Origin of the sequence: Nostoc sp. PA-18-2419 (assembly GCF_005869855.1) — a bacterium.
Classification (GTDB): Bacteria; Cyanobacteriota; Cyanobacteriia; order Cyanobacteriales; family Nostocaceae; genus Nostoc.
Map to the genome: position 1 here is coordinate 409,203 of NZ_SZNH01000002.1, position 14,425 is coordinate 423,627.

14 protein-coding genes are annotated in these 14,425 nt (G+C 40.5%); 10 read left to right on the forward strand and 4 right to left on the reverse strand.

The features are described 5' to 3' along the window. Positions 1–15: 15 nt before the first annotated feature. The gene (locus FCR06_RS03580) at positions 16–1,041 is read right to left on the reverse strand and encodes an ABC transporter permease (protein ID WP_138497471.1); all 1,026 of its coding nucleotides are present in this window, start codon (positions 1,039–1,041) and stop codon (positions 16–18) included. 244 nt (positions 1,042–1,285) lie between these two features. Then, positions 1,286–2,938, reverse strand: a complete 1,653-nt coding sequence (locus tag FCR06_RS03585; RefSeq protein WP_138497472.1) for an ABC transporter substrate-binding protein — start codon at positions 2,936–2,938, stop codon at positions 1,286–1,288. A 500-nt stretch (positions 2,939–3,438) separates the two neighbouring features. Between FCR06_RS03585 and FCR06_RS03590 the strand changes: the two genes are divergently transcribed. The 10 genes from FCR06_RS03590 (at position 3,439) to cofG (ending at position 12,655) form a co-directional block, all read left to right on the forward strand. Further along, the gene (locus FCR06_RS03590) at positions 3,439–3,765 is read left to right on the forward strand and encodes a hypothetical protein (protein WP_138497473.1); all 327 of its coding nucleotides are present in this window, start codon (positions 3,439–3,441) and stop codon (positions 3,763–3,765) included. 470 nt (positions 3,766–4,235) lie between these two features. Next, the gene (gene psbB, locus FCR06_RS03595; protein WP_138497474.1) at positions 4,236–5,765 is read left to right on the forward strand and encodes a photosystem II chlorophyll-binding protein CP47; all 1,530 of its coding nucleotides are present in this window, start codon (positions 4,236–4,238) and stop codon (positions 5,763–5,765) included. A gap of 131 nt (positions 5,766–5,896) precedes the next feature. Beyond that, a complete protein-coding gene (locus FCR06_RS03600) occupies positions 5,897–6,001 on the forward strand; it encodes a photosystem II reaction center protein T (protein WP_138497475.1) in 105 nt (34 codons plus the stop codon). 318 nt (positions 6,002–6,319) lie between these two features. Then, positions 6,320–7,417: a 30S ribosomal protein S1 gene (locus tag FCR06_RS03605; RefSeq protein WP_138497476.1), complete on the forward strand. Its 1,098-nt coding sequence runs from the start codon at positions 6,320–6,322 to the stop codon at positions 7,415–7,417. Between the two features lie 142 nt (positions 7,418–7,559). After that, entirely contained in the window at positions 7,560–8,294 is a 735-nt protein-coding gene (locus tag FCR06_RS03610) for an HAD family hydrolase (protein WP_138497477.1), read from the forward strand. 294 nt (positions 8,295–8,588) lie between these two features. Beyond that, entirely contained in the window at positions 8,589–8,843 is a 255-nt protein-coding gene (locus FCR06_RS03615) for a SemiSWEET transporter (protein WP_138497478.1), read from the forward strand. Positions 8,844–8,990: 147 nt separating this feature from the next. Next, positions 8,991–10,697, forward strand: coding sequence for a B12-binding domain-containing radical SAM protein (locus tag FCR06_RS03620; protein ID WP_138497479.1), 1,707 nt, complete (start codon positions 8,991–8,993; stop codon positions 10,695–10,697). A 103-nt stretch (positions 10,698–10,800) separates the two neighbouring features. Then, positions 10,801–10,989 (forward strand): CPXCG motif-containing cysteine-rich protein, encoded by a 189-nt coding sequence (locus FCR06_RS03625; RefSeq protein WP_096535781.1) that lies wholly within the window; start codon positions 10,801–10,803, stop codon positions 10,987–10,989. Between the two features lie 19 nt (positions 10,990–11,008). After that, complete coding sequence (locus FCR06_RS03630; RefSeq protein WP_138497480.1) at positions 11,009–11,458, forward strand: SRPBCC family protein; 450 nt, start codon at positions 11,009–11,011, stop codon at positions 11,456–11,458. A 198-nt stretch (positions 11,459–11,656) separates the two neighbouring features. Continuing rightward, positions 11,657–12,655 (forward strand): 7,8-didemethyl-8-hydroxy-5-deazariboflavin synthase subunit CofG, encoded by a 999-nt coding sequence (cofG, locus tag FCR06_RS03635; RefSeq protein ID WP_138497481.1) that lies wholly within the window; start codon positions 11,657–11,659, stop codon positions 12,653–12,655. Here the strand turns inward: cofG and FCR06_RS03640 are convergent. Both FCR06_RS03640 and FCR06_RS03645 read right to left on the reverse strand, forming a co-directional pair. Continuing rightward, the gene (locus tag FCR06_RS03640; protein WP_138497539.1) at positions 12,652–12,948 is read right to left on the reverse strand and encodes a DUF2288 domain-containing protein; all 297 of its coding nucleotides are present in this window, start codon (positions 12,946–12,948) and stop codon (positions 12,652–12,654) included. The two genes, cofG and FCR06_RS03640, sit on opposite strands and share 4 nt — an antisense overlap. 332 nt (positions 12,949–13,280) lie before the next feature. Further along, entirely contained in the window at positions 13,281–14,318 is a 1,038-nt protein-coding gene (locus FCR06_RS03645; RefSeq protein ID WP_138497482.1) for an AI-2E family transporter, read from the reverse strand. Positions 14,319–14,425 lie beyond the last annotated feature (107 nt).

The following is a 14,425-nucleotide window of genomic DNA, read 5'->3' on the forward strand; positions in this document are numbered from 1 at the left end:
AAAATATCAAATAGCTTAATATCTAATTCGCGGATCTATATAAGCGTTTAAAATATCAATTAAAATGCTGGCACTGACAACGATCGCCCCGAAAAATACCAATACTCCCTGGACTGTGGGATAATCGCGATCGCTAATGGCTTGATATAGTCGATTAGCTAACCCAGGCCAAGAAAACGTTACCTCTGTCAAAATCGCTCCACCCAATAAAGATGCAAAAGTTAATCCCAAAACTGTAATTACTGGAATTAAGGCATTTTTTAACGCATGGGAAACTAAAATCTTGTTTTCCTTAATACCTCTGGCTCTAGCGGCTTCTACATAGTCTGCTTGCAAGGTTTGCTTTAAATTCACTCGTACAATTCGCTCAAAAATCCCACTGAGCAAAATTCCCAGCGTCAGACTTGGTAAGGCCAGATAATACAAAGATGTGAAAAACTGACTGAAGTTTCCAGTGAGTAAGCTATCGATTGTATACAATCCAGTAACAGGTGTGGGGGTGGGAAGGGTGGGCGGAAAGCGGTTAGAATTAGGAAACCAACCGAGTTGTACTGAGAAAATCAACTGCAAAATCATTCCTGCCCAATACATCGGGAGTGCGTAGGTAATGATACCAAATAACCGCCCACCAACATCGAAATATGTTCTAGGACGGGAAGCCGAAAGAGTACCAACTAAAATTCCGACGATGAGTGCAACCGCCATACTACATACTGCTAACTCTACCGTCGCGGGGAAATATTGCCTAATAATGTCCCAAACATTCTCTCCCCGACTCAACAAAGAACTTCCCAAATCAAACCGCAACAGATTTCCTAAGTAATTTAAGTACTGTAGCCACAAAGGCAGATTTAAACCAAGTTGTTTTCGCAATGCTTCTTTAGCTGCTTCTGGCGCACGTCCACCGAGAATTGCATCTGCTGGATCTCCTGGTGTTGCTCTGAGTAAGAGAAATACAATAGTAATGATAGTTAATAGCTGAAGTGGCGCTAACAGCAACCGGGAAATAATGTAATATTGTAAAGCTTTAGAGCGAGACATATTTTAGTTATTTGTTATTCGTTATTTGTTATTTGTCATTTGTCATTTGTCAATGATGCTCTATCCTCAATGCCCAATGCCCTATACTCAATAGATATCTTGCAATCCTTAACAGCCTACACCTTAATCCCCTCCCCTTACCAAGGGGTAGGGTGACAAAGTGTAGCTTTGGTTCTTTGGGGTTATTATTTGTGATTTATGCAAGAAGTCTAATGACTAAGGACAAATGACAAATGACTAATGACTATTTTTTAATAGTCTGGTAAACCAAAATTTGGATTGGATTAAGTTGTACGCTACTAACACCATTTCGGGCAAATACATAGTCTTTGTTTTGCCATAGGGGAACATAAGGTACATCTGTGGTTACTTGATTTTGAATTTCGGCAAAAATTTTCTGACGCGCTTCGGGGTTTAGTTCTTTACGTTGCTGGTCGATTAACTTATTCACAGCTTCGTTATAGTAAAATGAACCCTGAGTTTGACTGCCTCCATCTTCACATCCTTTAGCAACCGAACCTTTCTCACAATATAAAAATGGCTGCACGTAATTATCTGGATCTAAAAAGTCTGGATACCAATCGAGTAAAGCTGCTGGATATAATCCTCTAGAAATATCTTTAAAGAAAGCAGGGCCTTCAGCAACGGCGACTTCAAATTGCAAAATTCCATCCATTTTGGCATCAACAAGCGATTTAAGTGTCTGTGCTGCCAAACTCCGAGTAGGTGAACTAGAAGGATACCAAACTTGAACTTTTGCCGGATTTTCTTTGGAAAAACCAGCAGTAGTTAATAATTGTTTGGCTCTATCAAAATTAGCATCGCCATATTTATCTTTAAATAATGGTTGAGAAACATTAAACGTGGTGGGAATCATGCTGTAAAGCGGATCTGCTTGACCAAGTAATACTCGTTCATTTATTAATGGACGGTCAACCATTGAGGCGATCGCAGCTCTAACTTCTGCTTTATCTAAAGGCTTTTGATTCCGATTTAATACCAGATAACTTACTACGCTACCCTGAGCAGCGATCGCTTGCCAATCTCCTTTTTTACCACCTTCTTCCAAGCTTTGAGTTTGGTCTGGTTGTAGGGATAAATAAGCTACATCCACTCCACCTGTGCGGAAAGCATTAAACAAGTTAACTGGACTAGTCTGAATTTGGACGTTTACGCCCTTATTAGCTGGTTTTTCGCCCCAATATTTATCAAACACATCAAATCGCAGGGAATCAGTGCCATACTGAGCTAACTTGTAAGGGCCAGTTCCCACAAAAATATTTGGCTTGAATTCACCCGCACCAATTTTGTAAGCTTTCGGCGAAACTGCACACACCCCAGGAAAAGCCAGCAGTGAGGGAAACGCTGCAAAGGGTTTTTTCAGCTTGATGCTTAACTCATATTCGCCTGTGGTTTTTACCGAATCTACTATATCGCCTAATAAGAAAGAGGGTTTTCCTTTATTTTGAATAAAACGTTGGATAGTAAACGCCATTGCTTGGGCGTTGAAGCGAGTTCCATCGTGAAAAACTACTCCTTGGCGTAAAGGGATAGTGTAAGTTAAGCCATCTTGGCTGACTTTCGGTAATGCTGTGGCGAGTTGGGGCTTAATTTGCGTGCTTCCTGGTTCGTAGGTGTAGAGGCGATCGCTCATATTAAACACCAAACCCAAGGATGCTAACTCATAAGCATCAGCTGGGTCAAGAGTTCTCGGCTTCGCTGTTGTACCTATAGTAATGCGACCATCACCTGTAAGCCTATTTAGAGAACCCGATGGTAGGGTAGTTGGCTGTGGACGAGGAGCGCAACTCACAACTAAAAATAAACATACACAGAACAAAGATATAAATTGTATAATTCGACTCCAGCGTTTCACGGTCAAGGAAAACCAGGTCATGGCAATAAAATTTTTAGATATTAGCGGTCAGACATCTTACTACATTTGTGACTATTGTGCCTTAATTTTTACAAATAATTTTGTCAATGCTTATAACTAAGTATATACATACAAATAAATATAACTTTCAGCCAGGTATAAAAGAATTTATTTCAAATTTGATGATTACTCATTTGTGTTTACAAAGGACAAATAACTACATCATTAGCGACAACTCCTTAAATAAGAAAAAATTTTTATTTAATTAAGATTTTAAACATTAACTAAATTTGTCGTAAATTCATAGTTATTAGGGAATAGCTTTGTTAAGCTCTGACAGTAGCCCAAGTAACGTAAATTAAAACTTATCCTGTTGCTGCTTGGGTAAACATGCCTGTGGAGAGGTTTCTCATAGAAACGGCTGCATGGTTTTTCAGAAAAATCTAGTTTTATACATCAGCGAAAAAGCGATCGCGATATCGTAAACAGCAGATTGAAAGTCTAATAGTGAGACTAAGAGCGTGAAATATTTCTTTCTATCTGAGGGATGGACAGTTGCTAGAGTTTGGGCATCTGACGGACTCTGGCAAATAACTGCATGGCGACGCCAACCAGATATTCAACGAATGAATATTTGTTTAGTAGAACAAAACGAATTGCTATGGCTGTATCGAGTTGAAGAAGCCATTTTAACCGTTGAAGTCAAGCCAACAACCCCAGTAACCGCCAGTCAGAACATCGGTCAAGTAGTACTCAAGCGTTTGATGAGTGCCGAACAAGTCATCGAACGCCTGGGTATAGCTCAGACCAAGTGTCAACTACAAAACATCCAGTTAGTAGTTCAGTAGAAATTGGGCATCCCTTCGGCTTCTCTCAGGGCAAGTGGGTAGGGGGAGATAGGGAGAGAATTCCACTCCACCACCCGATCTTCCTACATTTTCAATGCCCACTGCCCATTTCTCGTAAAGAAAAGATAAGCAAATTTAATCCCCGACAGGATTGGTAGCGAAAAAACTTACACATGCTACGCGATCGCAATAATTTACACGCTTGCAAACAGTTCCATCAATAGTTACACTTTTTAAAATATTCTCATTTTTGCTTGGCGATGGCTACCCTACGGGGTAAATCTCAAGGGAGCGAGTAAGCATTGCCAAACCACCACGCTGTCTGACTTAATAAGACTAAGTTGTGGTCAAAGTCTGGCTCTGGCAATAACAAAAAACAAAAGCGAGTTTTCTGAGTGGCGTTTTCGTTTCTCAGAACCTCAGTAAGATAATTGCTTTGTAAACTAACTCATCGAGGAGGAGCGTAGTCGATGGGACTACCCTGGTACCGAGTACACACAGTCGTTCTGAACGATCCAGGGCGGCTGATTTCTGTACACCTAATGCACACAGCCTTAGTAGCAGGCTGGGCTGGTTCGATGGCACTATACGAACTGGCTATTTTTGACCCTAGCGATCCGGTTCTCAATCCGATGTGGCGTCAAGGAATGTTTGTGCTGCCCTTCCTAGCACGTTTAGGCGTTACTCAATCTTGGGGTGGTTGGAGTGTTACCGGTGCTTCAGGAAGCGATCCTGGCTTCTGGTCATTTGAAGGCGTTGCTGCGGCTCACATCGTTCTTTCGGGTCTGTTATTCTTAGCTGCCGTTTGGCACTGGGTTTATTGGGATTTGGAACTCTTTAGAGATCCTCGCTCAGGTGAACCCGCTTTAGACTTGCCAAAGATGTTTGGCATTCACTTGTTCTTATCTGGTCTACTTTGTTTTGGCTTTGGTGCTTTCCACCTCACCGGACTATTTGGCCCGGGGATGTGGGTTTCTGACGCTTATGGCATAACTGGCAGCATCCAGCCAGTAGCCCCAGAATGGGGTCCAGATGGTTTTAACCCATATAACCCTGGTGGCGTTGTGGCTCACCATATTGCCGCTGGTGTTGTTGGTATTATTGCAGGCTTATTCCACCTAACAGTCCGACCACCTGAAAGGCTTTACAAAGCTCTGCGGATGGGGAACATTGAAACAGTACTTTCTAGCAGTATCGCAGCAGTATTCTTCGCTGCTTTCGTAGTAGCTGGTACTATGTGGTACGGTAATGCTACCACCCCCATTGAACTGTTTGGCCCTACCCGCTATCAATGGGATCAAGGCTACTTCCGTCAAGAAATTCAACGTCGCGTCCAAACCAGTGTTGGTCAAGGTGCAACCCTTGAGCAAGCTTGGTCGCAGATTCCAGAAAAACTAGCTTTCTACGATTATGTCGGCAATAGCCCCGCCAAAGGCGGTCTATTCCGTACTGGGGCGATGGACAAGGGTGATGGCATTGCTCAGTCTTGGCAAGGTCATGCTGTATTCAAAGATTCCGAAGGACGGGAATTGACAGTGCGTCGTCTCCCCAACTTCTTTGAAACCTTCCCAGTAGTCTTAACCGACGCCGATGGAGTTGTTCGCGCTGACATTCCCTTCCGTCGGGCAGAATCTAAGTATAGCTTCGAGCAATCTGGTGTCACTGCTAGTTTCTATGGTGGTGACCTCAATGGTCAGACCTTTACAGACCCGGCAGATGTAAAGAAATATGCTCGTAAGGCTCAAGGCGGTGAAATTTTTGACTTTGACCGGGAAACCTTGAACTCTGATGGCGTATTCCGCACCAGTCCTAGAGGTTGGTTTACCTTTGGACACGCTGTGTTTGCTCTGTTGTTCTTCTTTGGTCACCTCTGGCATGGCGCTCGTACAATCTACAGAGACGTATTTGCCGGTGTTGATGCAGATCTAGAAGAGCAAGTCGAATGGGGTCTATTCCAGAAAGTGGGTGACAAGTCAACCCGCCGGAACGAAGCCCTCTAAGGTACTGGAAAATGGGGACTAGGGACTAGGAAAGAAGTATTTAAGAAGACTTTTTTAATAATCAATCCCTAATACCCAGTCCCCAATCGCTAATCCCCTGATTAATAGCTGGATAAGCAGGAACTCATAAAATGGAAAGCGTTGCATACATCTTGATTTTTACTTTGTGTATAGGTGTTCTCTTCTTTGCGATCGCATTTCGCGAACCCCCTCGCTTTGAGAAAAAAGATAAGTAAGTCGCTATTACCAAAAATTTAAGCGCATTCAATCTTAGTATCCGTTACTACTGAATATGGTAGTGACGGATATTATTGTGTTTGTCCTTTGTCATTAGTCATTGGCCATTTGTTAACACTCAACACTCATCTTTTAATACACAATCCTTTTAATCTTGTGATATAATTTCCAATCTTGGGAGTTAATATGTGTTATTACTAGCTTTTCTGCGCTAGGATGAAAAAGGATGTTAAGTGCGGACTGCTTAGAGACAGTTGCATATACATCGCACTTATTGCACAACCTTTACGGAGACTAAAACCGGGAACTAAATCAGCATGGTCAATCAGAATTTAACCGCTACAGAAATTGGATTCACTCACGAAGATTTCGCTGCTCTACTTGATAAATACGACTATCATTTTAGCCCTGGTGATATTGTACCAGGAACCGTTTTCAGTATAGAGCCGCGCGGCGCTCTGATTGACATTGGTGCTAAAACAGCAGCATACATACCCATACAAGAAATGTCTATTAACCGGGTCGATGCCCCGGAAGAAGTCTTACAGTCAAACGAAACGCGGGAATTTTTTATCCTCACCGATGAAAATGAAGATGGCCAGTTAACTCTTTCCATCCGCCGTATAGAGTATATGCGGGCTTGGGAACGCGTGCGGCAATTGCAAGCAGAAGATGCTACAGTACGTTCTGGCGTATTTGCAACCAATCGCGGTGGAGCCTTGGTACGAATTGAGGGATTACGCGGTTTTATACCTGGTTCTCACATCAGTACCCGCAAACCTAAAGAAGAATTGGTAGGCGAAGAGTTACCACTGAAATTCTTAGAGGTAGACGAAGAACGCAACCGCTTAGTTCTATCCCACCGTCGGGCGTTAGTTGAACGCAAGATGAACCGCCTAGAAGTAGGTGAAGTAGTGATTGGTACAGTTCGTGGTATCAAACCCTACGGTGCTTTCATTGATATTGGCGGCGTCAGTGGTCTACTACACATTTCTGAAATTTCTCACGAACATATTGATACACCTCATAGCGTGTTCAATGTCAATGATGAAGTGAAAGTTATGATCATTGATTTGGATGCCGAAAGAGGTCGGATTTCTTTATCTACCAAGCAGTTAGAACCAGAACCCGGTGATATGATTAAAAACCGAGATTTGGTCTACGATAAAGCAGAAGAAATGGCTGCTAAGTATCGGGAACAGCTGTTAGCTAAGCAGCAAGGTACTAATGCTGCATCTGCTGGAGTTATGGAAGTTGTAGCAGAGGACGAAGTTCCACCAGCTACGGAAATTGAAGACGAAATTCCACCAGCTACGGAAATTGAAGACGAAATTCCACCAGCTACGGAAATTGAAGACGAAATTCCCGCAGTGACAGAAACGGAAGAAGAAATTCCCGCAGTTATTGAAGAGTAATACATTTATAGTTTTACTGTCTTTAATTAAGATTATCAAAGCATTATTCAAAGAGGGTTTTCCCTCTTTTTTTATGTATTTTGTTATTGGTCATTGGTCATTAATTAAAGGATAAATAACTAAATAAGTAGGGTGAAATATTTTGGCAATTATTAAATGTAGAAACATCACTTTTGATAATATTCAAGCAATTTTGTTTGATAAAAACGGAACTCTAGAAGATTCAGAAACATATTTGCGATCGCTAGCACAAAAAGCAGCGAGGTTGATAGACGCTCAAGTTCCTGGTGTTGGGGAACCGCTATTAATGGCATTTGGTGTCAATGGCAATACCCTCGACCCAGCAGGTATAGTATCCGTGGCGAGTCGCCGCGAAACAGAAGTTGCTGCTGCGGCATATATTGCTGAAACTGGAAGGGGATGGTTTGAATGCTTAAAAATCGCTCGTCAAGCTTTGGATGAAGCGGAAAAATACATTGGACAAACTCCTTCACCAATGTTTATCGGCAGTTTGGAAATATTGAAATATTTACACGAAGCTGGTATAAAACTCGGTATCCTCTCAGCTGCGACAACTGATGAAGTACAACAGTTTGTAGCCCATCACCAATTAGGTGATTATATCCAGCTGCAAATGGGAGTGGATGAGGGGCCCAGTAAACCAGACCCCATACTATTTTTGCAAGCTTGTCAAGCCTTAGGAGTCGAACCAAGCGCTACATTGATGGTAGGAGATTCAGTTGGTGATATGCAAATGGCACGCGATGCTAAAGCCGCAGGTTGTATTGGAATCACCTGGGTGGGTCAGGCGGATAATGTTAAAGGTGCAGATGTAGTGATTAATCAACTTGATGAAATTCAGATTTTAAGTAGGTAAGCACGAAAAAACTAAACTATGTAAAGATAAGTAAATACGGGGAATAAATCTACTAAGGTAACTAAAATTATGGGCACTCGTTTAAGGGTCTTCCTAATTTGTAAACAAGACCGAACTCTATTCAACCTGAAAACAACTTACAGAAGAGGGGAAAAGTTAAACACTTTTCCCTTTTCGTTTTCTCCAGTTAATAGCTTAGAGAAAAATGTCAAATCGAAAACATTCATCCAAGATGATGAAAATTAGTTATCAAATTTTTCAGGAATAAAGAGTTTATTTTATAGGTTTGCATAAATGGATTTGTTAATGATTATAGGATTAGCGGCTGCTACATTAACTACGACCGCCTTTCTCCCACAGATGTTTAAAACCTGGCAAACAAAATCAGCAAAAGATATTTCTTTTGTGATGTTGATTACATTTATCACGGGTGTTTTTTTATGGTTAATTTACGGAATTTATCTCCAAGCATTACCTATTATTCTTGCTAATGGCATCACATTATTTTTTAACTTGATAATTCTATGGCTTAAAATTAAATATAGATAAAGCAGCCCTAGCGACTAGAAATAAATTCTAGCCACACAAACTCTCATTTGCCTGCTGGGACTAAAATAAAACTTACAGAGTTGGTTTTTGTCTCGTGTATATGGGATTTAGAAATTACATTTATGCAAATACTTAGAAAAAAAGCCTGTGACATCATCTCTATTTGACTCGGAACGCCTTTTATTTACACCAACTACCTCAGACACTAACGCTATTCCCCTGATTTTTGCCTTTCCCAATGAGTATAGCGTTGGTATCACTAGCCTTGGCTATCAGGTAGTTTGGGCAACTTTGGCAATGCGTAATGATGTGCAGGTGAGTCGCCTATTTACTGATACTCACGAACAACTCCCCAGAAAGCCGGAAATTGTCGGATTCTCTATTTCCTGGGAATTGGATTATGTAAATATTTTAAATTTGTTAGAGTCTTTAGAAATTCCTATTTGGGCAGCTTCTCGTGATGATTCTCATCCGATAATTTTTGGTGGCGGGCCAGTTCTCACTGCTAATCCTGAACCTTTTGCAGATTTCTTTGATGTCATTTTGCTGGGAGATGGCGAAAATTTACTAGGAAATTTAATTGAAGCTTACAAAGAAGTAAGAAATAGTTCTAGACAAACTCAATTACAAAGATTGGCACAAGTACCAGGTATTTATGTTCCCAGTTTATATGAGGTGGAATATCACACCAGAGATGGTGCAATAAAGTCTATTCAACCAATTTGCTCTGAAATTCCCGCAGTGGTGCAAAAGCAAACTTATCGAGGAAATACTCTATCAGCATCCACTGTAGTCACCGAAAAAGCAGCTTGGGAAAATATTTACATGGTGGAAGTGGTGAGAAGTTGTCCAGAAATGTGTCGTTTTTGTTTGGCAAGTTATCTCACATTACCTTTTAGAACAGCAAGTCTGGAAGGATCATTAATTCCAGCTATCGAAAGAGGTTTACAAGTTACAAATCGCTTAGGATTATTAGGGGCTTCAGTAACTCAACATCCAGAGTTTGAAGCGTTATTAGATTATATTAGTCAGCCCAAGTATGATGATGTTCGTCTGAGTATTGCTTCAGTACGAACCAACACCGTAACAGTCCAGTTAGCAAAAACTTTGGCGCAACGAGACACGCGATCGCTTACTATTGCCGTAGAAAGTGGTTCGGAAAAAATCCGGCAAATCGTCAACAAAAAGCTGCATAACGATGAAATTATCCAAGCAGCTATCAATGCCAAAGCTGGTGGACTCACAGGTTTAAAACTCTACGGAATGGCAGGAATTCCTGGCGAATCAGCAGAAGATTTAGAGCAAACCGTGGCAATGATGCATAGTATCAAAAAAGCTGTACCAGGGTTACGGCTAACATTTGGATGTAGCACATTTGTACCTAAAGCACATACACCCTTTCAGTGGTTGGGAGTAAATCGTCAAGCTGAAAAACGGTTGCAATTTTTGCAAAAACAACTAAAACCAAAAGGGATAGAATTTCGCCCAGAAAGCTATAATTGGTCAATAATTCAGGCTATGTTATCCAGGGGCGATCGCAGACTCTCCCAACTTCTCCAACTAACTCGTAACTTTGGCGACTCTTTGGGTAGCTACAAACGCGCTTTTAAACAGCTCAAAGGACAAATCCCCGACTTAGATTTCTATGTTCACGCCGATTGGTCAACAGAGGAAATATTACCCTGGAGCCACTTGCAAGGACCTCTGCCACAGTCTACACTACTAAAGCATTTGGCTGATGCTAAGAGTTATTTCGACTCATGCCAAAAGGGGACTGGGGAAATGAGGGAGATGGGGCAATGGGGAGATGAAAAGAGAATTTCATCCCACCACCCCGTAGTCAATGCCCAATGACGCCAGTTGCTACCCTTCGGGAACGCTAAAAGCGAACAAGTCAAGCTTTGCCTGCCTAAAGCCATGGCTTTCCAATACCCAAAAATTTACATTTTAAAACTTGATGCAAACCACAGCTGAGTATTACTGCGCCTATTGCGGTGAACCAAACTTAACTTTTATTGATTTGAGTGCTGGGGGACAACAATCTTATGTAGAAGATTGTCAAGTTTGCTGTAATCCAAATATTTTGTATGTTCGGGTTGATGAAGACACCCTAGATATCGAGATTGATACCGAATCTGAAAGTTGAGTTTTAGGTTTTTCTTTCCATGCTGCACTTTAAACATTCCTCAGTCATCAATGCGCCACTAGAAGTAGTTTGGAAATTTCACGAAAGGCCAGACATTTTGCAACTACTAACTCCACCTTGGCAACCAGTCCAAGTAGTCCGCCGCGATGGAGGGCTGGATGTGGGTGCTATCACAGAATTTCGGCTGTTTCTTGGGCCATTACCCTTAACTTGGCTAGCACGTCATACTGAATACGAAAAATATCGCCTGTTTACCGACGAACAAATATCTGGACCTTTTGAGTTTTGGGTACATCGACATGAATTTGAAGCTGAAAATGCTGGTAAAACCAAGTTGACTGATGCAATTTCTTTTTCAATGCCTGGTGGCGGAACAGTTGAATTTATCAGTGGTTGGTTGATACAAGCACAATTAGAAGCGATGTTTCGCTATCGCCATTATGTAACGAAACGAGAATGTGAGTCTTGATGCAATAATTATCAGCTTTCAGGCGGTGGTTGCTAGTTTATTTCAGAGAGGCGATCGCATTTCGATATCATTACTTGGAAGTATTGCACGTAAGTAACACTCAAGTTTGAAAGTGTAAGTGTTGGTAGGTTGAGCTACTGACACCAATTTAGCTGTGCCATCTGACTACAATAATTTAATTTTTAGTAGAATAATTTGATGGCAATTAATAATTCTTGTGTTGTTACTTATAGCCCTGCTTATACAATTGTTCCTACTTACGAATGCTTTAATCGCTGTAGCTACTGTAACTTTCGCACTGAACCAGGTAAAAGTCCCTGGATGAATCTCTCGGATGCAGAAAGTATTTTCAAACAGCTGCAAAGTGAAAAAGTTTGTGAAATTCTCATCCTTAGTGGTGAAGTACATCCCCATTCACCAAAGCGTCAAGCGTGGTTTGAACTAATTTATGATTTATGTGAATTAGCATTTTCAATGGGGTTTCTACCGCATACCAATGCAGGACCATTAAGTTTTGCAGAGATGCAAAACCTCAAGCATGTGAATGTTTCGATGGGGCTGATGTTGGAACAGTTAACACCGATATTGTTAAATAGCGTACATCGACACGCACCGAGTAAATTACCAGAAGTTAGGCTGCAACAATTACAATGGGCAGGAGAGTTGCAGATTCCCTTTACAACAGGGTTACTTTTAGGAATTGGAGAAACTGCTAATGATTGGTGGGAAACATTAGCAGCAATCTCTCAATTTCATCAACGTTACTGTCATATCCAAGAAGTAATTTTGCAACCTCATAGTCCAGGAAATCAGCAGAGTTTTAATGCACCGCCCTTTAACCCCCATCAATTGCCAGAAGTAATTGCTAAAGCACGTGAAATTCTACCAGCTGATATTACAATTCAAATTCCGCCTAATTTAGTTAAGGATGACCAATGGTTACTTGCTTGTATCGAAGCTGGTGCGCGAGACTTGGGCGGAATTGTCCCAAAAGATGAAGTTAATCCTGATTATCCTCATCTTCAACAACAGGTATTGAGAGAAATTTTAAAGTCTGCGGGGTGGGAGTTGATAGAGCGTTTACCAGTTTATCCCCAATTTGATGGTTGGTTGTCAAAGGAGTTGCAAAGCTTGGTGAGATGGTGGCGAAATAGCTTAAATCTCGTTTCGAGGTCTGAAAACAATGATTTTCCTTAAGCTGCGATGATTTCTTGCACTAAAACGTAAGGCTGGACGATAAGCGTATTAAATCGCTTAGTAGTATCGCTATTCCATTCTCCCACCTGTGCTGTGGTCGGTTTGGTAATCAATTGTTCTTCAATCCATTGTTGCACTGATGGAGTATTATCATTTGCGATCGCTACCCCAACATCGACTAAGTTTAACTTAAGTGCCACMAAAATTACTGCATCTCGCTGTACATGAGGAATTAGCCACTCCCACTCTGCCTCATCCAGGTTTTCTGTTAATTCTGCTCTTAAATCCGACATCATTCCTCAATTTAGATTTTTAGATAGCCATTTTTATATTATTCACTAGTTCGTAGTTCCTGACAAATGACCGAATAATTACTAATTTGTCATTCGTAATTTATGGTACAAATCTCTAACTGGAGTTATGGAGACTTAATAATTTATTTCTGGCCTTCCATAATCAGGTATGAAAATCTCACGTATAGGCGCACAGACACAGAGATAAAGATAGAGTTTTCAGGCTTTTTTACAAGACTTTGGAATCTATTCATACCACAATTAGAAACGCCTTATTCCTTATTTCAAGCACCTAACTTGAGTTATGGGATAATAATTACGAATTTTTTTGACTAAACTTCAGATTTCATTTCTTCAATCTCAAACAAAGATACAATTACTCCAGCGATGGGAATAGATATAAAAACACCTAATAATCCTGCAACTCTAGCACCTACTAGCAGAGCAAAGAATATGACTACGGGATTCAAATTTAGCGCACCTTGCATAATTCTTGGTGCAATCAAATTATCTTGTATTTGCTGAAGAACAATACAAGTTATCAATACTTCCAATGCTAACCAAAAACTTTGAGATAATACAAATAAAGTTATAATGCTTACTCCTAATGTTGCTCCTATACCAGGAATGATATCAACAATACCAACAATCACTGATAATAATAATGCAAAAGGCACTTTTAATATTAAGAAAACTAGGAAACTTGCAGTTGTGAGAAATAAGCTTAATAACAACTGACCTCGAAAAAATCCCAGGAAGGCGCGTCTGATAATAAGAGTAAATCTATTACGGCGTTGTTTAGGTAAGATTTTTAAGATAAAATTCCAGAGCTTTTCTCCATCTAGTAACATGAAAAAAGCTACAACTGCAATCAAGATAAAAGTCACAAAGTTTGTGAAAAAACTTTGTAATATAGCTAAACTAGTGACAAGAGTTGATATAGCTTGGTTCCTTAATTGTTCTTGAACAAAACTTAAATCTATCTGAAGATTGCGGTTGCGGAAGAATTCTTCTAATTTATCTAATAGGGGTAATAAAGAATTTAAAAATCCAGTTATACTATCAATTAATTGTTGTCCTTGGGATAAAACCGTTAAACCTACAGTAATTATTACACCCCCAATAATTACAATACTGAGCAAGAAAACTACACCAACTGCTACACCGTGAGGCAAAAAACGCCGCAGCCACTCTACAGGATAGCTAAGTAAAAAAGCCAAAATAGCAGCAAATGTAAAAATAACGATAACTGTTTCAAAGTAAGCCAAAAGCTGTACAATTGCCCATCCACAAGCAACTAAGAGCAAAAAGCGGACTAACGCTAGATTATTTAATCGTTGCCAAAAGTTTTTGGCTTCAAAGCCACTCATATTAATTTAGGATTTAGGATTTAATATTTTGCCGAAAGTTAGATTGCGTAAGTTATACAATAAAGTAAGCTGTGCAAAGTGTCTCGTAGAGAGGTTTCCTGTGAGAT

What these genes read in the sequence shown, in the direction of transcription:
- FCR06_RS03600 (WP_138497475.1), top strand. Translation starts at nt 5,897, where the DNA reads ATGGAAAGCGTTGCATACATCTTGATTTTTACTTTGTGTATAGGTGTT.
- FCR06_RS03585 (WP_138497472.1), bottom strand. Translation starts at nt 2,938, where the DNA reads ATGACCTGGTTTTCCTTGACCGTGAAACGCTGGAGTCGAATTATACAA.
- FCR06_RS03605 (WP_138497476.1), top strand. Translation starts at nt 6,320, where the DNA reads ATGGTCAATCAGAATTTAACCGCTACAGAAATTGGATTCACTCACGAA.
- FCR06_RS03645 (WP_138497482.1), bottom strand. Translation starts at nt 14,318, where the DNA reads ATGAGTGGCTTTGAAGCCAAAAACTTTTGGCAACGATTAAATAATCTA.
- FCR06_RS03625 (WP_096535781.1), top strand. Translation starts at nt 10,801, where the DNA reads ATGCAAACCACAGCTGAGTATTACTGCGCCTATTGCGGTGAACCAAAC.
- FCR06_RS03580 (WP_138497471.1), bottom strand. Translation starts at nt 1,041, where the DNA reads ATGTCTCGCTCTAAAGCTTTACAATATTACATTATTTCCCGGTTGCTG.
- FCR06_RS03630 (WP_138497480.1), top strand. Translation starts at nt 11,009, where the DNA reads ATGCTGCACTTTAAACATTCCTCAGTCATCAATGCGCCACTAGAAGTA.
- psbB (WP_138497474.1), top strand. Translation starts at nt 4,236, where the DNA reads ATGGGACTACCCTGGTACCGAGTACACACAGTCGTTCTGAACGATCCA.
- cofG (WP_138497481.1), top strand. Translation starts at nt 11,657, where the DNA reads ATGGCAATTAATAATTCTTGTGTTGTTACTTATAGCCCTGCTTATACA.
- FCR06_RS03615 (WP_138497478.1), top strand. Translation starts at nt 8,589, where the DNA reads ATGGATTTGTTAATGATTATAGGATTAGCGGCTGCTACATTAACTACG.